Annotated in this window: 24 protein-coding genes; 21 read left to right on the top strand and 3 right to left on the bottom strand. The window is 61.3% G+C overall.

Annotation, left to right across the window (positions count from 1 at the left end; translation table 11 throughout):
- Nucleotides 1-7: 7 nt before the first annotated feature.
- The 5 genes from BMY36_RS13300 (at nt 8) to BMY36_RS13285 (ending at nt 3,295) form a co-directional block, all read left to right on the top strand.
- Entirely contained in the window at nt 8-181 is a 174-nt protein-coding gene (locus BMY36_RS13300) for a CsbD family protein (RefSeq protein WP_050518248.1), read from the top strand.
- Nucleotides 178-333, top strand: a complete 156-nt coding sequence (locus BMY36_RS19970) for a hypothetical protein (protein ID WP_156215057.1) — start codon at nt 178-180, stop codon at nt 331-333. The genes BMY36_RS13300 and BMY36_RS19970 overlap by 4 nt, the downstream gene beginning before the upstream one ends.
- A gap of 85 nt (nt 334-418) precedes the next feature.
- Entirely contained in the window at nt 419-886 is a 468-nt protein-coding gene (locus BMY36_RS13295) for a hypothetical protein (RefSeq protein ID WP_050518247.1), read from the top strand.
- Nucleotides 887-1,046: 160 nt separating this feature from the next.
- Nucleotides 1,047-1,754 (top strand): endonuclease/exonuclease/phosphatase family protein, encoded by a 708-nt coding sequence (locus tag BMY36_RS13290; RefSeq protein WP_074818805.1) that lies wholly within the window; start codon nt 1,047-1,049, stop codon nt 1,752-1,754.
- Nucleotides 1,754-3,295 carry a phospholipase D family protein gene (locus BMY36_RS13285; RefSeq protein ID WP_050518245.1) on the top strand — a complete coding sequence of 514 codons (1,542 nt, stop codon included), beginning with the start codon at nt 1,754-1,756 and terminating at the stop codon, nt 3,293-3,295. The genes BMY36_RS13290 and BMY36_RS13285 overlap by 1 nt, the downstream gene beginning before the upstream one ends.
- 7 nt (nt 3,296-3,302) lie before the next feature.
- On the opposite strand, the gene BMY36_RS13280 is transcribed toward BMY36_RS13285, so the two are convergent.
- The gene (locus BMY36_RS13280) at nt 3,303-3,632 is read right to left on the bottom strand and encodes a chaperone modulator CbpM (protein WP_050518244.1); all 330 of its coding nucleotides are present in this window, start codon (nt 3,630-3,632) and stop codon (nt 3,303-3,305) included.
- On the bottom strand, nt 3,629-4,561 hold the full coding sequence (locus BMY36_RS13275) for a DnaJ C-terminal domain-containing protein (protein WP_050518265.1): 933 nt from the start codon (nt 4,559-4,561) through the stop codon (nt 3,629-3,631). The genes BMY36_RS13280 and BMY36_RS13275 overlap by 4 nt, the downstream gene beginning before the upstream one ends.
- Before the next feature lie 167 nt (nt 4,562-4,728).
- Here BMY36_RS13275 and BMY36_RS13270 point away from each other — a divergent pair, with 167 nt between their 5' ends.
- From BMY36_RS13270 to BMY36_RS13255, 4 genes are all read left to right on the top strand, one after another.
- Nucleotides 4,729-5,910 (top strand): efflux RND transporter periplasmic adaptor subunit, encoded by a 1,182-nt coding sequence (locus BMY36_RS13270; protein WP_231579641.1) that lies wholly within the window; start codon nt 4,729-4,731, stop codon nt 5,908-5,910.
- Entirely contained in the window at nt 5,910-7,115 is a 1,206-nt protein-coding gene (locus BMY36_RS13265) for an ABC transporter permease (protein ID WP_050518243.1), read from the top strand. The genes BMY36_RS13270 and BMY36_RS13265 overlap by 1 nt, the downstream gene beginning before the upstream one ends.
- Nucleotides 7,112-7,789: an ABC transporter ATP-binding protein gene (locus BMY36_RS13260; RefSeq protein ID WP_050518242.1), complete on the top strand. Its 678-nt coding sequence runs from the start codon at nt 7,112-7,114 to the stop codon at nt 7,787-7,789. The genes BMY36_RS13265 and BMY36_RS13260 overlap by 4 nt, the downstream gene beginning before the upstream one ends.
- Nucleotides 7,790-8,032: 243 nt before the next feature.
- Nucleotides 8,033-8,503 (top strand): DM13 domain-containing protein, encoded by a 471-nt coding sequence (locus BMY36_RS13255; RefSeq protein WP_050518241.1) that lies wholly within the window; start codon nt 8,033-8,035, stop codon nt 8,501-8,503.
- Between the two features lie 199 nt (nt 8,504-8,702).
- Here the strand turns inward: BMY36_RS13255 and BMY36_RS13250 are convergent, their stop codons facing one another.
- Nucleotides 8,703-9,122, bottom strand: a complete 420-nt coding sequence (locus BMY36_RS13250; protein WP_050518240.1) for a cupin domain-containing protein — start codon at nt 9,120-9,122, stop codon at nt 8,703-8,705.
- A 239-nt stretch (nt 9,123-9,361) separates the two neighbouring features.
- On the opposite strand from BMY36_RS13250, the gene atpD reads away from it, so the two are divergent.
- The 12 genes from atpD to BMY36_RS13185 all read left to right on the top strand — a co-directional run.
- Nucleotides 9,362-10,804 carry a F0F1 ATP synthase subunit beta gene (atpD, locus tag BMY36_RS13240; RefSeq protein WP_050518238.1) on the top strand — a complete coding sequence of 481 codons (1,443 nt, stop codon included), beginning with the start codon at nt 9,362-9,364 and terminating at the stop codon, nt 10,802-10,804.
- The gene (locus BMY36_RS13235; protein WP_050518237.1) at nt 10,801-11,205 is read left to right on the top strand and encodes an ATP synthase F0F1 subunit epsilon; all 405 of its coding nucleotides are present in this window, start codon (nt 10,801-10,803) and stop codon (nt 11,203-11,205) included. The genes atpD and BMY36_RS13235 overlap by 4 nt, the downstream gene beginning before the upstream one ends.
- Entirely contained in the window at nt 11,202-11,483 is a 282-nt protein-coding gene (locus BMY36_RS13230) for an AtpZ/AtpI family protein (RefSeq protein WP_050518236.1), read from the top strand. The genes BMY36_RS13235 and BMY36_RS13230 overlap by 4 nt, the downstream gene beginning before the upstream one ends.
- Entirely contained in the window at nt 11,480-11,752 is a 273-nt protein-coding gene (locus BMY36_RS13225; RefSeq protein WP_050518235.1) for an N-ATPase subunit AtpR, read from the top strand. Before BMY36_RS13230 ends, BMY36_RS13225 begins: the two co-directional genes overlap by 4 nt.
- The gene (locus tag BMY36_RS13220) at nt 11,749-12,432 is read left to right on the top strand and encodes a F0F1 ATP synthase subunit A (protein ID WP_050518234.1); all 684 of its coding nucleotides are present in this window, start codon (nt 11,749-11,751) and stop codon (nt 12,430-12,432) included. Before BMY36_RS13225 ends, BMY36_RS13220 begins: the two co-directional genes overlap by 4 nt.
- Complete coding sequence (locus tag BMY36_RS13215) at nt 12,432-12,677, top strand: F0F1 ATP synthase subunit C (RefSeq protein ID WP_050518233.1); 246 nt, start codon at nt 12,432-12,434, stop codon at nt 12,675-12,677. The genes BMY36_RS13220 and BMY36_RS13215 overlap by 1 nt, the downstream gene beginning before the upstream one ends.
- 4 nt (nt 12,678-12,681) lie before the next feature.
- On the top strand, nt 12,682-13,413 hold the full coding sequence (locus tag BMY36_RS20785) for a F0F1 ATP synthase subunit delta (protein ID WP_050518232.1): 732 nt from the start codon (nt 12,682-12,684) through the stop codon (nt 13,411-13,413).
- Nucleotides 13,403-14,887, top strand: a complete 1,485-nt coding sequence (locus BMY36_RS13205) for a F0F1 ATP synthase subunit alpha (protein ID WP_050518231.1) — start codon at nt 13,403-13,405, stop codon at nt 14,885-14,887. Before BMY36_RS20785 ends, BMY36_RS13205 begins: the two co-directional genes overlap by 11 nt.
- Nucleotides 14,884-15,696 carry a F0F1 ATP synthase subunit gamma gene (locus BMY36_RS13200; RefSeq protein WP_050518230.1) on the top strand — a complete coding sequence of 271 codons (813 nt, stop codon included), beginning with the start codon at nt 14,884-14,886 and terminating at the stop codon, nt 15,694-15,696. Before BMY36_RS13205 ends, BMY36_RS13200 begins: the two co-directional genes overlap by 4 nt.
- 105 nt (nt 15,697-15,801) lie before the next feature.
- A complete protein-coding gene (locus BMY36_RS13195; protein ID WP_050518229.1) occupies nt 15,802-16,173 on the top strand; it encodes a hypothetical protein in 372 nt (123 codons plus the stop codon).
- A 99-nt stretch (nt 16,174-16,272) separates the two neighbouring features.
- Nucleotides 16,273-17,058 carry a hypothetical protein gene (locus BMY36_RS13190; protein WP_231579640.1) on the top strand — a complete coding sequence of 262 codons (786 nt, stop codon included), beginning with the start codon at nt 16,273-16,275 and terminating at the stop codon, nt 17,056-17,058.
- Between the two features lie 23 nt (nt 17,059-17,081).
- The coding region (locus BMY36_RS13185; RefSeq protein WP_175469299.1) for a transposase at nt 17,082-17,341 on the top strand (260 nt) is incomplete at its 3' end.

The raw sequence follows: 17,341 nt of genomic DNA, 5'->3' as shown, positions 1-17,341 counted from the left end.
TATCGACATGGGCAAAGATCGTGTGATTGGCGCTGCAAAGGTGGTCGAAGGCAAGGTTAAGACGGCGGTTGGCAAAGCTGTCGGCGATGCCAAGTTGGCGGCGGAGGGGCGGGCCGATACGATTGAGGGCAAGGTGCAAAACGCCATCGGCGGCATCAAGGACACGCTCCGTGGCAAGTGAAAGCGCACGCCGATGACCCAAAGCGTGTTGGTGGTCTGGTCGCGGTGCTTGCTGTTGTGGCCGCTGGTTTGGGCTATCTTTACTATCAAGCGCGCCAAAGCGGCATCGTCATCCAGATAGGTGATCATGGCGTGACGATTGACAGCAATTAGGGGGGGAATGCCCGCCCAAGATGAGACCTGCCCGGGCAACGCCGTGTTTGCCCCCGGTAACCCCTTGAAGCCAAGGAGTCCCCCTATGCGTTCGATTTTAAAAACCACCCTTGCCGCCACGTTCTGCCCGATCGGCAGCGCAGGCCTTCTTGCAGCCCAAACTGCAACGACCAAAACAGTCGTGGGTATGACCGCTGCTGGCGATCAAGTGGTGAAAGAGGTCACCTATATGATCCTGCCAGTCCCGATGACCGAGGCCCAAATCGCGGCGGTGAATGCCGCTGAGGGGCAGGGCGGTGGGGCGGCCCCCGGCCCTTATACCGGTTGGACAGTGTTGAGCGCCGATAATTTTGAGGTCGGCAAAGTCACCTTTTCGGTGCAGGACCCGGAAGGCCGGATTGAGTATTTCAATTTTGTCATGCCCAACACCAATCGGATGCTTCTGACGAACGGCATCGCCAAAATGGGCGTTCAGATGATTGGATTGCGCATCACCAAGGCGGATGTGGATGCGCATGGCTTGGCCGGTTTCAACAATGTCGCCGTTCAGTAATCTGCGCCTTCTTGGCGGGGGCCTGGTTGGTCCCGACCAAAACGCAACCTTTGTGCCGCTATGATCTGTCGCAATTTCTGGTCGGAGGGCGTATAGGATAAGGGCGAGAAAGCCCTTTGCGTTGCGCCACGAGAGGAAAGAGATTGTGGGAACGATGGACATGACGGTGGCCAGCTGGAACATCCGCGCCGGCCTTGGCCGCGATTTTCGCCGCCGCCCAGCCCGCACAATTGATGCCATCGCAGGGTTTGACGCCGATATCGTCGTGTTGCAGGAAGCCGATTTTCGCCGCCACCCGCGCCCCACCGCCTTGCCCATCCTTCAGGGCCGGATTGGGCCGTTTGAGGTGATTGATCTGACACCCACGGGGGTTGGCCTTGGCTGGCACGGAATTGCCATGCTCAAGCGTCCCGGCATCCGGGTGGATGCTATCCACCGCCATGATTTGCCCGCTTTGGAGCCGCGCGGGGTGGTTGTGGTGGATTTGACCCTGCGCGGTGCGGCGCTGCGGGTGGTGGGCGTGCATCTGGGCCTGTTGCGGGGCAACCGCCGCCGCCAGATTGCCTTTATCGCGGCGCGGCTGGCGGAGTTGGAGCACCGCCCCACAATCATCGCGGGCGATTACAACGAGTGGCGTGATGGGCGCGGATGGGAGACGCTGCCCGATTGGTTGCAGCTGCACAGCCCCGGCCCCAGCTTTCCGGCGGGGCGGCCGTTTTTGCATCTGGACAGGTTGGCCTACAGCCGTGATCTTGAATTGACGGGCAGCGCCGTGATGAGCGGGCCGGACGCGATTATTGCCTCTGATCATCGGCCCGTTTGGGCGCGGTTTCGGGTTCTGGCTCCAAGCTGGGAAGCAGACGCATAATGTTGATTTTAATCAAGATTTTTTTGGGGTTTGGAGTGGTGGTTAGCATTGCCGTTATGCTGGCGCGCTGGGCGTTTGCAGTGCCAAAAGGCGAGGAGCGCGCCAACAGCACCGCTTTGCCGCCTGCGACATCAGGGCGATTGGCGCTGGCCTTGGCCTCGAAGGCGGTGGGCCAGACGGGCAAAACGGGAGTGTTGGCGCTTCAAGATGGCGATGATGCCTTTGCCGCGCGAATAATGCTGGCGGATGCGGCGGTGGCGTCGATTGATGCACAATATTACATTTGGCGCGGCGATTTGACCGGGTATTTGCTGCTGGACGCGCTGCTGCGGGCGGCGGATCGTGGGGTCAGGATTCGCCTGTTGCTGGATGACAATGGTGTTTGGGGGCTGGACCGCGAATTGGCGGCGCTGCACGCCCATCCCAATGTGCAGGTCCGGCTTTACAACCCGTTCAACCTGCGCCGGTTCAAAGCGCTGTCTTATGCGTTCGACTTCTTTCGCCTGAACCGCCGGATGCATAACAAGTCTTTTACCGTGGATGGGCTCGTCACCATTTTAGGCGGGCGCAATGTGGGGGATGCGTATTTCAAAATCGGCGAGGCCGCACTTTTCGTTGATCTGGATATTTTGGCGGTGGGGGCGATTGTGGCGCATGTTGCGGCGGATTTTGACCGCTATTGGGCGGCCCCTTCGGTGCTTGGCGTGGACCAAATTATCCGGCCCACAAATGGCGGCGATCCGATTGGCGATGGTCTGGCGCGCTTCCAATCCAACCCGCAATTTACCGATTTCCAAAAGGTTTTGGAACGGTCTGACGTTATTGCAAACATGGCCAAGGGGGATTTGGGGTTGGAGTGGACTCGTGCCCTGTTGGTCAGCGATGACCCGATCAAAGGCCAAGGGGCGGTGCGGCGCGAGGACTTGCTGGCGACCAAGCTGATGCAGGCGGTGGGGGAGATTGGCGTGCGGTTTGATGGTGTTTCGCCCTACCTCGTGCCGGGGGCGGCGGGTGTGCGGGCGTTTGCAATGCTGACTAAGCGCGGTGTTGCCGTGCGGATGCTGACCAATTCACTGGAGGCGACGGATGTGGTGCCAGTCCATGCCGGATACGCCAAGCGCCGCCGCGCATTGCTGCGCGCTGGGGTGGACTTGTTTGAACTGCACGCCCGCAAGGACACGCAGACACCGCGCGTGAAAAAGGGACCGTTCGGATCGTCCGGAGCCAGTTTGCATGCGAAGACATTTGCGGTAGACGGGGCACGGATTTTCGTGGGCTCGTTCAATTTTGACCCGCGATCCACCACTTTGAACACCGAAATGGGGCTGTTGATTGAAAGCGCCGTGATGGCGGAAGCATTGCACGCTGCGTTTGACCTTGGGTTGTCAGGCGTGGCGTGGCAGGTGAAGCGGAAAGACTTGCGGTTGGTTTGGATTGACCAAGCCAACGGTAAGGTTTTGACACAGGAGCCGGGGTCAACCCTGTTCAAACGCGTGGTGGTGATGGTTGTGGGGTGGTTGCCTGTTGAATGGTTGCTGTAACGGACGCTTAAGGCGGCATCATCGCGGCAATGATCTGGGCATGAAGATCGGGTGGCAAAGCGGCCAGCGCACGGGTCAAGGCGGCACGTTCCTGACGCGCGCTATGAAGCTGGTCCAGCAAGGATATGACCACGCCAAGGGCCGTTTCATCCAGATCAAGGTCGTGGGACAGGTCGCACAGCAATTCGATGCGCGCGATATCGATGCGCTGGAACGTGTATCCGGCGGCGGTTTGGTGCGGGCGGATGAATTCGGCCTGAATGAAGCCTGTCAGCTGCGGGCGGGTCAGGCGGGTGATGGTGGCGATCACTTGATCTTCGGAAAAGCTGTTGGTCATGGGGTGGCCCCTTTCAGCAGATCTTTGCGGGGGTCGAACGTGCCTTGGTGTTTGGCCAGAAAGTCATGCAAGGCAGTATCTTGTTCGGGGGACAACACAATCCGCAACTCCACCCTTTGGTCGCCCTTGGCCGTGCTGCCCGCGCGCCCCACACCACGCCCGCGCAGGCGCAAGATGCGGCCAGAGCTGGCGCCCGCCGGGATGGTTAGCCCCACGGGGCCGTCGATGGTGGGGGCGGTGACCTTGCCACCCAGGACAGCCTCGGCAATCGTGATGGGCAGCGTCACCTCAATGTCATCCCCATTGCGGCGAAACAGCGGGTGGGGGCGAAGGGTTACAGTGATAAGCGCATCGCCCGCAGGCCCCCCGCCATATCCGGGGCCGCCCTTACCGCGCAGGCGCAGGGTTTGGCCATCTGCCGTGCCTTGCGGGATTTTGACGCCAAGGGTTTGGCCATCGGGCAGGGTGATCCGGGCCTCATCGCCAAGGGCCGCCTCCAGAAAGCCAACCTCTAGCGTGAAGCGCATGTCTTGGCCGGGGGCCGCGAAGCCTTGGCCTTGCGCGCCTTGTTGGCGGCCCCGTTTGCGCAGAATTTCGGCAAAGATATCAGCGGGATCGGGGTTGGCCCCATAGCCGCGACTTTGCTGGTAAGCGTTATCCGGCGCATCGGCGAAATCGCGATAATACTGGCGCTGCGGGCGTTCGGTGCCAGCGGCGTCAATCTCGCCCGCGTCAAACCGCGCGCGGGTGGCGGGGTCTTTGAGCAGGTCATGCGCGGAGGCGATGGCCTTGAACCGCGCCTCGGCAGCCGGATCATCGGGGTGCAAATCGGGGTGGCTGGTGCGCACCAGCTTGCGGTAGGCTTTCTTGATGTCGTCTGCCGTGGCTTGCTTGGTCAGGCCAAGGGTCTTGTAGGGATCATCGGGCATCCGGCCTCCTTCAATGTCCTTGGCTGCGCGAGGGGCACTGCGCCGCCGGGACAATTCGCACCAATTGGCACGCGGCGCGGGGCGCTGTCGTTGATCCATATCAACCCTTGATGGGGGGCTTTGTGGTAGGCAACGGGGTTGGCAGCTCATTATGGATTATGGTCAAGATGGCATCAGACAAAAAGGATGTGGCCGACAAGTTGGACCCCGTGCCAAAGGATGCGGCCAAAACTGCGGTGCCGCCGCAGGTTCCCGCGTTGCGGCCAGTGGTTTCGGCCACAAAAGCGCCTGTGCCGCGCCAGCGTTGTTGGCTTTGGTTCGGGGCGGGGATTTTGGCGGTTGGTCTGTCGGTCGCGGGGTATTTTCAACCTTGGGTCACACAGCCGCTTGTGGTTGCCGTTGAAGTGGCCACGCTTGCGCCCGTCACGCGAATTCTGGCGGTGAACGGACGGATTGCCTCCGCGCAGTCGGTGGCGGTGCGGCCCTTGGTCAGCGGCAGGCTGGACGCGCTTTTGGTGGCTGAGGGTGACGTGGTGACGGCGGGGCAGGTGTTGGCGCAGATCAATGCGCAGGCCGCGAACGCCAGCATGCGCCAAGCGGTGGCGGGGTTGGATGCGGCGTTGGTGGCGCAAGTTGGCGCGGTTGAAACTTACGCGCGGTCTGTGGCGCTGGGTCGCAACATTGCGCGCAGCGTGCTTGATGCGCAGGCCCGCGCGGTGCAATCGGCTGGGCAAGAGGTGGCGCGGACAACGGCTTTGGTGGATCAGGCACGGATTGCGCTGGAAAACTATACCCTGCGCGCGCCGATTGCGGGGGATGTTTTGCTGCTGGCGGTTGATCCGGGGCAAAGCGTGGATCCTTCTCTGGTGCTAATGACGCTGGCCGATTTGACGGATCTGCTGGTGGAGACGGACGTGGACGAAGGCTATGCCACCCAGATCTCGCGCGGGCAACTGGCGGTTTTGCAACTGGCGGGGGAGGGGGAGGCGCGCCCGGGACGCGTTGGTTTTGTATCATCGCGGGTGGATGTGGCGACGGGCGGGCTGGCGTTGAAGCTGATGTTTGATGAAGGCGTTGAGGCCCCGATTGGCCTAACCGTGACCGCAAATATTGTGGTGGATCAACAAGATGCCGCCCTGACCCTGCCGCGCACGGCACTGGTGACCAAGGATGCGGAGGAGGGCGTTTTTCTGGTCAAGGACGGCACCGCGCGGTTTCAGCCGGTGGAGGTGGTTGATTGGCCCGCGGCACGTTTGATTGTAACCAAAGGGCTTGCCGTGGGCGACGCGATGATCGTCGATGGCACGGGCATTGAGGCGGGGCAAGCGGTCAGGGTTATGGTGCCCTGATGCTGTATGCGTTAAAAATCGCCACCCGCTATTTGACCGCCAGCAAGGCGCAGACAGCTTTATTGGTCTTGGGCGTGGCGGTGGGGGTGTTCATTTTCATCTTCATGTCCGCGCTGATTGGTGGGCTTGCAGAGTTTATTCTGGCCCGCACCGTTGGCGATTTATCCCATATCACGATTGAGGCAGAGGCGGTGGACCCTGCCATTTTAATCTCTCCCGAAGGTCATGTTCTGGCGGTCGTGGAAAAGGCGCGTGTGCGCACGGCCAGTCTGGCCGATGCGGAAACCTTTGTGCCGCTGATCGCAGGGGTGGCGGGTGTAAATGCGGTGTCGCCGCAGATCACCGGAGCGGGGTTTATGACGCGGGGCGCGCAGGTGTCGCAAGTGGGCGTGACGGGGGTGGAGCCGGGGCTGGAATCCGCCATTCTGGATTTGGACGGGTATATGGTGCAAGGCACCGCGCGGCTGGGGGCGGGGTTGGTGGTGCTGGGGCAAAAGCTGGCCGATGATCTGGCGCTGCGCTTGGGGCAAACGGTGCGGTTGCAATCGTCTGGCGGGGTGGCCTCGGTGCTGACGCTGAGTGGAATTTACGCAACCGGGAACGGGCGCATGGACGAAAGCAGCGTTTTTGTCAGCCTGTCCACCGCGCGCACCCTGTTTGCGCTGCCCCAAGGTGTCACGCGGATAGAGATTAAGCTGCGCGATTTGAACGCGGCCGATACAACCGCGCTGCGCATCCGCGCGTTGACGGGCTTGGACGCCGTGCCATGGACGGACGGGGCCGCGCAGTTGATGGAGGCATTGGATGCGCAGGCGCAGACCGGGTATTTCCTGAAAACATTCGCCTTGATCACCATTGTGATCGGGGTTGCCTCGGCACTTCTGCTGTCCACCTATCGGCGGCGGCCCGAGATTGGGATCATGCGCGCGATGGGGGCTGGGCGGGGATTTGTGATCTTTGTGTTCGTCACCCAAGGCGCGCTGATCGGGCTGATGGGCGGACTTTCGGGGGCGGCGTTGGGGTATTCGGCCTTGTTGCCGTTCCCCACACGCGATGCGTTTCGGGCGGGCACCTTGCCGCTGGACATCACGCAAGGGTCGTATGGGTTGGCCATTGCGCTGACGGTGATCGGCGCGATTGCGGCGTCGATTTTGCCCGCCCGCGCCGCCGCCCGCGTTGATCCCGTCACGGCGATTGGTCAATGAGCGCTTTGTTGGAGGTGCGCGATCTGGTCAAGACCTTTGGCGTGGGCGATGCAGCCACCCGCGTTTTGCGGGGGCTGTCGCTGACGCTGGAGGCGGGGGAAATGGCGGCGCTGTTAGGGCCGTCCGGGTCGGGCAAAAGCACGTTACTGACCATTCTGGGGACGTTGATGAAGCCGTCATCAGGGGGGTATACCATGCTGGGCCAAGACCTTATTGCGGCGCAGGATTCGGAACTGACCGCGTTTCGCAACCTGCACATTGGCTTTGTGTTCCAATTCCACAACCTGCTGCCCGATTTTACGGCCTTGGAAAATGTAATTTTTCCCACCGCTGTCCGCGAGGGGCGCGAGACGCCAAGTGCGCGGGCGCGAGGCCGTGATTTGCTGGTGCGGATGGGGCTGGAGGAGCGGATCAATTTCCCGTCCGTCAAACTGTCGGGCGGACAAAAGCAGCGGGTTGCGGTGGCGCGGGCCTTGATGAACGGGCCGGAACTGGTGCTGGCGGATGAACCCACGGGCAACCTTGACCGGGTATCAGCGATGCAGGTGATGGACCTGATCGCACAGATCAACCGCGAGGAGGGGACGACGTTTTTGATCTCCACCCATGATGAGAAGATCGCAGACCTGTGCCGCCGCAGAATTGTGGTGGGGGATGGGCTGGTGACGGGGTGAGCGTGGGGCGATCACAAACGGTGGTTTTTGGAGCGGTCTACGCAGACGCAGAAAAGTCCGTGATGTAAGAGCACGGCAGGTATGTGGATAGTGGGCGATGACAAGCCGCTGGAGGGCGACCGACACCACGCCCATCATCGTGGCGCGGGAACAAGTCCCCAGCCAGCGTCGGAGTGATAGACGGATTTGCGTGGGACGTGTAGTATTCACGAGGATCCAAACACGCTCGTCAAAGGAACTGTCATGCGACGTATTTTATTTGGAACTGTCTCCCATGCCGCTGCCCTCGCGGTGGGATTCGGGCTCGGCGTGTATCTCCTGCCGATCCTGACCGCGCCCCCTTCGCCGGACGCCGCAACGCTGGAGGCTATGGCCGAGAATGCAGTCTACACGGCAGAACTGGCGCAGGATTTGCGTGGGCATGATTTCCTGCACTGGGGCAAAGGCACGATCAGCCTCACGCAAACGCAGATCGTCCATGAAGGAGAGTTGTCACCGGGCCCCGATTTCATGGTCTACCTCGTACCCAAATTCGTCGAGCATGAGGATGATTTTTTGCCAATTAAGGATCAAAGCCAAGGGATCGGTGCGGTAAAAACGTTCAAAGGGTTCTCTCTCGATATCCCCAGCGGCGTAAATATCGAAGATTACACGACTGTGCTGGTCTGGTGCGAAGCCTTTTCGGAATTTATTGCTGCGGCTCAGTATAGATAGGGCCGCGTCAAAAACGCTCCTTTTTGGCAGATGCGCAAAACATCCCGATTGACGTTGCCACAAACCCCGTTCAAATCCTAGTCAGATGATGAAGGATTGTGTCAAGCCGGTGATGAAACCAGCCGCGATGAGCCCGGATTTTGCAAGCCGGGGCCAACGCCGATACAGGAGTATCCTTGATTGACCGACAGGCAGCCCTCTAAACCCGAACCGGGTCTGTGACATGTTCTGTCGTCTCGCCATCAAACGCCTCATCCGACACGTCAGCATCGGCCTTGGTATCCTGCACCAGTTGGTCGCGGTGATGCGGCGGGCCATAAAGGGTGTAGACCTTCAGCGCCTCATGCCCGGTGCAAATCAGGTTGTGGTGCGCGCCTGCCGGGATCACGGCGCAATCGCCTGATTTGACCTTGTGGGTCACGCCGTCGATCACAATCATGCCTTTGCCAGCCTCAATCCTAAAGAACTGATCGGTATCGCTGTGGATTTCGCCGCCCAACTCTTCGCCGGGCAGGACCGACATCAAAACCAGTTGCAGATGCACGCCGGAGTAAAGCACGTGGCGAAAATCGGTGTTCTCCTCGGTCAGACCTTCAATATTCGCGACATATCCGTTCATGGTGGTCCCCCGAATGCAGCGTCGCCTGATATGGCCAACGCTTCCTTTCTGGCCCTTTGCTGCGCCCCTCGCACTGATTGGGGTTAGCGTGGGGGATTTTTTGGGCTTTATGGGGCAAATTGCCGCTGATGCGGTGCCTGTGGCCCTAAAACTGACGCAGATCAATGCGACGGGCCATCGCGGCCGTTAGGGTCGCGTCAAAAGCAGCACCTTCTTCTACCTGAGAGGCCCGCGTCAGCATGGGCAAGCAAGACACCATCCCCCACAGCCCTGTACCGACAGGCATCGTGCATACCGTGCGCGGCGCGGTTGTGGATGTGGTGTTTGCGCAGGGTGGCTTGCCGCAAATCAATTCCGCTTTGGTGGTGGATTGGGACCAGCCCGCCCCTTTGGTGCTGGAGGTTCACAGCCATCTGGACCAGACCACCCTGCGGGCTGTGGCGTTCGGCTCCACCACGGGCCTGTCGCGTGGGGTGGATGTGCGCGACACGGGCGGGCCGTTGACGGTGCCTGTGGGAACGGGTGTGTTGGGGCGGCTTTTGAATGTGGTTGGCGAGGTGAAGGACAATGGGCTTGCGCTGCCTGAGGGCACGCCGCGCCGGTCCATCCATGCGGCCCCGCCCGGATTGATCGCGCAAACGGGGGCGGCGGCGGTGTTTGAAACCGGGATCAAAGTGATTGATTTACTAACCCCCATGGCCCAAGGCGGCAAGGCCGCGATGTTTGGCGGGGCAGGCGTGGGCAAGACCGTTTTGGTGATGGAATTGATCCGCGCCATGGTGGAAAAATACGACGGTATTTCGGTCTTCGCAGGGATCGGAGAGCGGTCGCGCGAGGGGCATGAGTTGCTGTCGGAAATGCAATCCTCGGGCGTGTTGGCGCGCACGGTGCTTGTCTATGGCCAGATGAATGAGCCACCTGGCGCACGCTGGCGCGCACCGCTGACCGCGCTGACGATTTCCGAATATTTCCGCGATCAAAAGCACCAGAATGTTTTGCTGTTGATGGATAATGTGTTTCGCTTTGTGCAGGCGGGGGCCGAAGTGTCCAGCCTTTTGGGGCGCTTGCCCAGCCGGGTGGGGTATCAGCCAACGCTTGCGACCGAAGTGGCGGGACTGCAAGAGCGTATCGCGTCGGTGGCGGGGGCTGCCGTCACCGCCATTCAGGCGGTTTATGTGCCTGCGGATGATTTTACCGATCCGGCGGTAACCACAATTTCCAGCCATATGGATTGCGTGATTGTGCTGTCGCGCGCGCAGGCCGCCGAAGGGTTTTACCCGGCGATTGACCCGCTGGTGTCATCTTCGATGCTGCTGGACCCGTTGGTTGTGGGCGAGGCGCATTACCAGATTGCCGAAGCCGTGCGCCAAACGCTGGCGCGGTTCCGGGAGTTGGCGGATATTATTTCCCTGCTGGGGGTGGAGGAGTTGGGGAATGCGGATCGATTGGTCGTCAAGCGTGCGCGCCGTTTGCAGCGGTTTTTGACGCAACCGTTTATGGTGACCGAGGCGTTCACCGGCACAGCGGGCGCAAGCGTGCCGTTGGCCGATACGCTGGCCGGGTGCCGCGCGATCTTGGACGGTGCGGCGGATGATTGGGCGGAGCAATCGCTTTACATGGTGGGCACGCTGGCTGATGCGCAGGCGAAAGAGGCGGCCGCGAATACCGGGGCGGCTGCATGAGGTTGCGCATCGTCACCCCGCTTGATGTTGTGGTCGATACCGAGATCGACAGCCTGCGCGCCGAGGATGCCAGCGGCAGTTTTGGCATCTCGCCCGGCCATGCGCCGTTTGTGACCGCCCTTGCACTGTCCATCGTCAGTTGGAAAGCCGCTGGGGTGGCGCGGTTTTGCGCGGTGCGCGGCGGGGTGCTGACGGTGCAGGGGGACACCCATATTGCCACGCGAGAGGCGGTTGTGGGCGACGACCTTGCCACGCTGGACGGCGACGTTTTGGCGCGATTTCAATCGGACGAGGAGGCGGAGCGGAGCGAGCATGTGGAAAGCGTGCAGCTGCAAATGAACGCCATTCGCCGCATGGTCAGCAGCTTGCGACCGCGCGCCGATGGGGGGCAGTTTCGATGACGGACGGGCCGGAGAATGATCCGCTTATCGAACAGGCCCGCTTGCGCCGGGATCGCAATGCACGGTGGCTGCGCGAAGGGGATATGTCGGTGGGCCGTCGTTTGGCGCAAATCGGCGTGCTCGGGTGGATTTTCGTGGTCCCGATGCTGGGGGGGCTGTTTTTCGGCCGTTGGCTGGATGCGCGACTGGACAGTGGGTTGTTTTGGACTGTGCCCTTGTTGGTGCTGGGGGTTTGCCTTGGCGGTTGGACCGCTTGGAAATGGATGAATGCCAAATGAATAACATGCCGCTTTTTGCCACGATTGCCACTTCGGCTTTGGCCGGACTGGCGCTTGGGTTCGTCTATTTCCGCACCCTGCGCATAAGCGCCGATCTGATTGTGAACGGCGGGTCGGCGCTGTTGGCGCTTTGCTTGGGCGTGGTGCGGTTGGGGCTGCTGGTTGCAGGGTTTTACCTCGCTGTGCAATTTGGCGCGGCGGCGTTGATTGCGGCATTGGCGGGCGTGCTGGCGGCCAAGGCGTTGCTGTTGCGCGGGGCCAAGGTATGAATTCACCGCTGGAATCGACCGTCTTGTTCTATATCGGGCCGGTGCCGATCAGCACCGCCATTGTCACCACTTGGGCCATCATGGCGCTGTTGGTGCTTGGCGCTTACGCCCTGACGCGCGGGCTGTCGCTGCACCCCACTCGGCGGCAAGCGGCGGTGGAGCTGATTGTGACCACGCTCGACACCCAAATCCGCGAGACAACGGGCGCGGACCCCGCGCCTTATCGCGGCTTTATCGGCACGCTTTTTGTGTTCATCCTATTTGCCAATTGGGCGTCCTTGGTGCCGGGGGTGGAGCCGCCGACCGCAAAGCTGGAAACCGACGCGGCTCTTGCCGTGCTGGTGTTTTTATCCGTGATCTGGTTCGGGGTGCGCGGCACAGGCGTGCTTGGCTACCTCAAATCCTTTGCCGCGCCGAACCCAGTGATGATCCCCTTGAACATGCTGGAAAGTGTGACCCGCGTGTTTTCCATGTTTGTTCGTTTGTTCGGCAATGTCATGAGCGGGGTTTTTGTCATCGGCATCGTCGCCTCGCTTGCGGGCCTGCTGGTGCCGATCCCGCTGATGGCGCTCGATCTGCTGACGGGGCTGGTGCAGGCCTATATTTTCGCCGTCCTCGCGATGGTTTTTATCGCCGCCACCGTTGAGGACGGCCAAACCCCCACCCAAAAGGAAACCTGATGGATTATCTTGGACTTGCCAGCATTTTTTGCGCCGCCTTTGCTGTGTCGTTCGGAGCCCTCGGCCCCGCTTTGGCCGAAGGGCGCGCAGTGGCCGCCGCGATGGACGCGATTGCGCGTCAACCCGAGGCCGCCAACACCATTTCGCGCACCCTGTTTGTGGGCCTCGCGATGATTGAGACGACGGCGATTTATTGCCTCGTGATCGCGCTGCTGTTGCTGTTCGCCAACCCGTTGTTGGCGTGACACCATGACGATTGACCCATGGGCGTTGGGGCTGCAAGCCATCAACGTGTCGATCCTGATCTGGCTGTTAAGCCGGGTGTTTTGGCGGCCCGTGGCGGCGGCGATTGCGGCGCGCCAAAAGGCGGCGCAGGATTTTCTGGACGACGCGGGGCTTGCCAAAACTAAGGCGGATGCGGGTTTGGCAGAGGTGGCGAAGGCGCGGGACGGCATTGCGGCGGAGCGTGCGGCGGCTTTGGCCCAAGCGGTTTTGGCGGGGGACGCCGCGGCGAAAAAATCGCTGGCGGAAAGTGTGGCGCAGGCGGATGCGTTGGCCCGGGCCGCAGAGGTTGCGACAACGCAGGCAGAGGCCAAAAACCGCGCGGCGCTGTCCAAGGATGCGGCGCAGCTTGGGGTCAGCATTGCGGAAAAACTGCTGGGGCGGCTGAACCGGGCGGCGATTCAGGCGGTGTTTCTGGAGGCGTTGGTCGGCGCGATTGCGGCCTTGCCGGATGCCAGTAAAGCATTGCTGCGGGTGGCAGATGTGGATGTGGTCAGCCCCTTGGTGCCAACCCCGCCGCAGCAAGCGGCCATCACCAAAGCGGTTCAGGCGGCGCTGGGGCAAAAGGCCAAGCTGAATTTTCGCGCCGATCCTGACCTGATCGCGGGGTTCGAACTTCATTCGCCGCATTTTGTTTTGCACAATTCTTGGCGCGCTGATTTGACCACGATTTTGCAGGGCATAGACCATGCCGCATGACGCTGATTGGCTGGCATCTGCGACCGCGGCGGTGGAGGGAATAGCCCTTGCCCCCCGCGCTGAACACCGGGGCAGGGTGGAGGAAATCGGTGACGGTGTGGCGATGATTTCAGGCCTGCGCGATGTGCGGCTGGATGAGGTGCTGCGCTTTGCGGGTGGGCAATTCGGCTTTGCGCGGGTTCTGGACCCCAATTTGATCGGCTGCGTCATGCTCGATTCCGCCGTGGCGGTGCAGGCGGAGGATGCGGTGTTTGGCACCGGTGAGGTGGTCAATGTTCCGGTCGGCGAGGGGTTGCTGGGCCGGATTGTGGATCCGCTGGGCCGCCCACTAGATGGCAAAGGCGGGGTTGACGCGGCGGCGCATTGGCCGATTGAACGCCCCGCCCCGTCGATCATTGACCGCGATCTAGTGACGGAGCCTGTGCAAACCGGCGTGGTCGTGGTGGACACGCTGTTCGCCCTTGGCCGGGGGCAGCGGGAGTTGATTGTGGGCGACCATTCCACCGGCAAGACGACGCTGGCGATTGACGCGCTTATTGCGCAAGCCCACAGCGATATGATTTGCGTCTATGTTGCGGTGGGGCAAAAAACCTCCAGCGTGCGGCATGCGGTGGAGGCGTTGCAAATCCACGGCAATTTTGCGCGCTGCATCGTTATAGTGGCGGGGGCGGCATCGGCGCCCGGTTTGCAATGGATCGCGCCCTATGCGGGCATGACGATGGCCGAATATTTCCGCGACAAGGGCCAGCACGCGCTGATCGTGATTGATGATCTGTCCAAACACGCCGCCACGCACCGCGAAATTGCGCTGCTGACGCGGCAATCGCCGGGGCGAGAGGCCTATCCGGGCGATGTTTTCTATATCCATGCCCGGCTGTTGGAACGCGCGGCAAAGCTGTCGCAGGCGCGGGGGGCTGGGTCACTGACCGCCTTGCCGATTGCCGAAACCGATCAGGGCAACCTGTCAGCTTATATCCCAACCAATCTGATTTCCATCACCGATGGGCAGATCGTGCTGGACGCGGCCCTGTTTCATCAGGGGCAAAAGCCTGCGGTGGATGTGGGGTTGTCGGTCAGCCGGGTCGGGGGCAAAACCCAAGCGCCCAGCCTGCGCAAGGCCGCTGGCACCCTTCGGCTGGATTATGCACAGTTTTTAGAGCTGGAGGTCTTCACCCGCTTTGGCGGCATGCCCGATGGGCGGGTCAAGGCGCAACTGACGCGCGGCGCGCGCATCCGTGCGGCGTTGCAGCAGGCGCAACACGCGCCGCTTAGGCTGGGGGATGAGGTGGCGCTGATGCTGGCGGTGCAATTGGGATTGCTGGACGCGTTGCCCGTCGCGGCGGTAAAAGTGTTTCGCGCGGCCTTGCCTGCGGTCTTGGACGGATTAGACACCGAGGATCAGGCTGCTGTTCTGACGGCGATGCGGCAGCTTGCGGCATCACTGACCCCTGAAGCCAAGACAGCCAAACCATGACCGAACGCTTAGCCGATATCACCGCGCGGGTGGAGAGTATCAGCGCCTTGGGGTCAGTGGTGAACGCCATGAAAGGCATTGCGGCCGCGCGGGCGCGCATGGCGCGCACCCAATTGGGCGCGGTAGAGGCGTATGCAGCAACCGTTGCTGCGGCGATGGCCAGCGTTCTTGGCCCCACACACCCTGCGCCCCCCATGCAGGGCAAAACCGGGATTTTGCTGTTTTGCGCCGAACAAGGCTTTGCGGGCGCGTTCAGTGAGCGGGTTCTGGACAGCGTGGCCCAAGACCCGGCGGCGGCGTTTTTCCTAATCGGCACGCGGGGGCTGTCGGTTGCCACGGCGCGGGGGACCCTTCCGGGCTGGCACGCCGCAATGCCGTCGCACACCCGCGGTATCCCAAAGCTGGCCGACCAGATCACCAAGGCGATTTTCGCAGCGGTGAGCGTGGGCCAGATTGACCGGTTGGATGTGGTGTTCACCGGCTGGCAATCGGGGCGGGGCGTGGTGCAGCGCGCGGCTTTGTTCCCGCTCGATCTGTCGGACCTGCCGAAAACCACCCATGAGCGCCCTTTGACGCAACTGCCCACTGCGGCCTTGATCGACGCTTTGGGCGCGGATTATGTCCATGCGCTGGTGTGCAAAGCCGCCCTGAACGCCTTTGCCGCCGAGAATGAGGCGCGGATTGAAGCGATGACTGCCGCAGGCAGCCAGATCGCCCGCGAACTCAAGCACTTCCAAGCCACCTTGCAACGGGTCCGGCAAGAGGCGATCACAGCCGAGATTATTGAGTTGGGCACAGGTGTGGCCTAAACGGGGGCCGCTCAACGCGCCCAGTAAGCCGCGCTGATCTGCATCAGCCCACAGCCCGCCGCTTTTTGTCACATTGCACCCCAATGCTATCAAGCGGGGCAAAACATGACGGACGCTGCAAAATTCTGGGCAAAACTCTGGGATCTGGAAGAACGCTTTTGGACCGAAGGCGCAGACGCCGCCCGTCGTATGTCCGCCAAGGGGGCGGTCTTTGTGCTGCCCTATCCCGCCGGAATCCTTCAGGGCGACATGGTGTTTCGGGAAAAGGATGTCGCACAACGCTGGCGATCTGTGGTGATGACCGAGCGGTATTTGCAGCGCCAAGGCCATATCGCCGTGCTGGCCTACCGCGTATCTGCCGAGCGCAGCGATGACCCGATTTATGAGGCGCTTTGCACATCAACTTATCTGCTGGACGATGAAAACTGGCTGCGCCTGTCGCATCAGCAAAACCCCCTGGCCCCAATCGCGACCTGAAATGGGGGTGGGCCTAACTTGGGTTAATCCAGCCCCACCAAATCTGATTTACGCTTTGCCCATCCGCGCCCTTACCTGTTGATAAAAAGGACAGCTGCCATGCCCGCTTCTACCAAACCCGCCGCCACCAGCCGTTTCCATTTTCCTACGGCGTATACCATTCTGTTCGCTTTGATCATCATCATCGCGGGGCTGACTTGGGTTATTCCGGCGGGCCTGTATCAGCGGGTCGCGTCCGAGGTGGTGGGCCGCGATGTGCCCGTGGCGGGCACCTATGCCCTAACGGACGCCAACCCGCAGGGCGTGTTTGATGTGATTTTGGCCCCGATTGCCGGGTTTTATGATCCGGTTGGCTATACTGCCAACGCCATTGATGTGGCGCTGTTCGTGTTGATGATTGGTGGGTTTATTGGTGTGGTCACGGCCACGGGGGCGATTGACGCAGGCATCAAACGCGCCATGACGCGGCTGAAAGGGCAGGAGAAATGGATGATCCCGATCCTGATGGGGCTGTTCGCTTTGGGCGGCACCACCGAAGGCATGGCCGAGGAAACGCTGGCGTTTTATGTGCTGCTGACCCCCGTGATGATCGCGGCGGGATATGACGCACTGACGGCTGTGGCAATTATTTTGCTGGGGGCGGGGATCGGTGTGTTGGGGTCCACCGTCAACGCGTTTTCCACGGTGATTGCGTCCAATGCGGCGGGGGTGCCGTTTACCGATGGGCTGGCGTTGCGGATTGGATTGTTGGTGGTCAGTTTTGCGGCCACCACCGCCTATGTCATGCGCTATGCAGCAACGGTCAAGGCGGACCCGTCACGCTCTCTGGTGTTTGACCGCAAGGCGGCTCTGTTGCACAAATCCCATGAGGGATTCATCTTGTGAATCCAGCATGGTAGCTGTGTGGTATGAGTAAACCGACACCCCTCGCCTACAAGACCAGGAACTGGTCCGCCTATAACGAAGCGCTCAAGCGTCGTGGCTCGCTGACGATTTGGTTCGATCCCACCATGACCTGGGAGGCTGCGCCGACCGGAAAACGTGGCCGACAGCCCGACTACAGTGACGCTGCGATCCAGACATGTCTGACGATGAAAGTACTGTTCGGCATGGCGCTGCGGCAGACGACGGGGTTTGTCGAGAGCCTCCTGCACCTGATCGACTTGGA

Origin of the sequence: Pseudorhodobacter antarcticus (assembly GCF_900110135.1) — a bacterium.
Taxonomy (GTDB): Bacteria; Pseudomonadota; Alphaproteobacteria; order Rhodobacterales; family Rhodobacteraceae; genus Pseudorhodobacter; species Pseudorhodobacter antarcticus.
This window is presented reverse-complemented; position numbering and strand designations above follow the sequence as displayed.

Excerpts from the sequence above, each read along its gene's own strand:
- BMY36_RS13280 (WP_050518244.1), bottom strand. The coding sequence starts at position 3,632 with ATGACCAACAGCTTTTCCGAAGATCAAGTGATCGCCACCATCACCCGC.
- BMY36_RS20785 (WP_050518232.1), top strand. The coding sequence starts at position 12,682 with ATGACGATTGACCCATGGGCGTTGGGGCTGCAAGCCATCAACGTGTCG.
- BMY36_RS13300 (WP_050518248.1), top strand. The coding sequence starts at position 8 with ATGGGCAAAGATCGTGTGATTGGCGCTGCAAAGGTGGTCGAAGGCAAG.
- atpD (WP_050518238.1), top strand. The coding sequence starts at position 9,362 with ATGGGCAAGCAAGACACCATCCCCCACAGCCCTGTACCGACAGGCATC.
- BMY36_RS13230 (WP_050518236.1), top strand. The coding sequence starts at position 11,202 with ATGACGGACGGGCCGGAGAATGATCCGCTTATCGAACAGGCCCGCTTG.
- BMY36_RS13275 (WP_050518265.1), bottom strand. The coding sequence starts at position 4,561 with ATGCCCGATGATCCCTACAAGACCCTTGGCCTGACCAAGCAAGCCACG.
- BMY36_RS13255 (WP_050518241.1), top strand. The coding sequence starts at position 8,033 with ATGCGACGTATTTTATTTGGAACTGTCTCCCATGCCGCTGCCCTCGCG.
- BMY36_RS13215 (WP_050518233.1), top strand. The coding sequence starts at position 12,432 with ATGGATTATCTTGGACTTGCCAGCATTTTTTGCGCCGCCTTTGCTGTG.
- BMY36_RS13190 (WP_231579640.1), top strand. The coding sequence starts at position 16,273 with ATGCCCGCTTCTACCAAACCCGCCGCCACCAGCCGTTTCCATTTTCCT.
- BMY36_RS13295 (WP_050518247.1), top strand. The coding sequence starts at position 419 with ATGCGTTCGATTTTAAAAACCACCCTTGCCGCCACGTTCTGCCCGATC.
- BMY36_RS13200 (WP_050518230.1), top strand. The coding sequence starts at position 14,884 with ATGACCGAACGCTTAGCCGATATCACCGCGCGGGTGGAGAGTATCAGC.
- BMY36_RS13235 (WP_050518237.1), top strand. The coding sequence starts at position 10,801 with ATGAGGTTGCGCATCGTCACCCCGCTTGATGTTGTGGTCGATACCGAG.
- BMY36_RS13270 (WP_231579641.1), top strand. The coding sequence starts at position 4,729 with ATGGCATCAGACAAAAAGGATGTGGCCGACAAGTTGGACCCCGTGCCA.
- BMY36_RS13260 (WP_050518242.1), top strand. The coding sequence starts at position 7,112 with ATGAGCGCTTTGTTGGAGGTGCGCGATCTGGTCAAGACCTTTGGCGTG.
- BMY36_RS13290 (WP_074818805.1), top strand. The coding sequence starts at position 1,047 with ATGACGGTGGCCAGCTGGAACATCCGCGCCGGCCTTGGCCGCGATTTT.
- BMY36_RS13225 (WP_050518235.1), top strand. The coding sequence starts at position 11,480 with ATGAATAACATGCCGCTTTTTGCCACGATTGCCACTTCGGCTTTGGCC.
- BMY36_RS13205 (WP_050518231.1), top strand. The coding sequence starts at position 13,403 with ATGCCGCATGACGCTGATTGGCTGGCATCTGCGACCGCGGCGGTGGAG.
- BMY36_RS13250 (WP_050518240.1), bottom strand. The coding sequence starts at position 9,122 with ATGAACGGATATGTCGCGAATATTGAAGGTCTGACCGAGGAGAACACC.
- BMY36_RS13195 (WP_050518229.1), top strand. The coding sequence starts at position 15,802 with ATGACGGACGCTGCAAAATTCTGGGCAAAACTCTGGGATCTGGAAGAA.
- BMY36_RS13285 (WP_050518245.1), top strand. The coding sequence starts at position 1,754 with ATGTTGATTTTAATCAAGATTTTTTTGGGGTTTGGAGTGGTGGTTAGC.
- BMY36_RS13220 (WP_050518234.1), top strand. The coding sequence starts at position 11,749 with ATGAATTCACCGCTGGAATCGACCGTCTTGTTCTATATCGGGCCGGTG.
- BMY36_RS13265 (WP_050518243.1), top strand. The coding sequence starts at position 5,910 with ATGCTGTATGCGTTAAAAATCGCCACCCGCTATTTGACCGCCAGCAAG.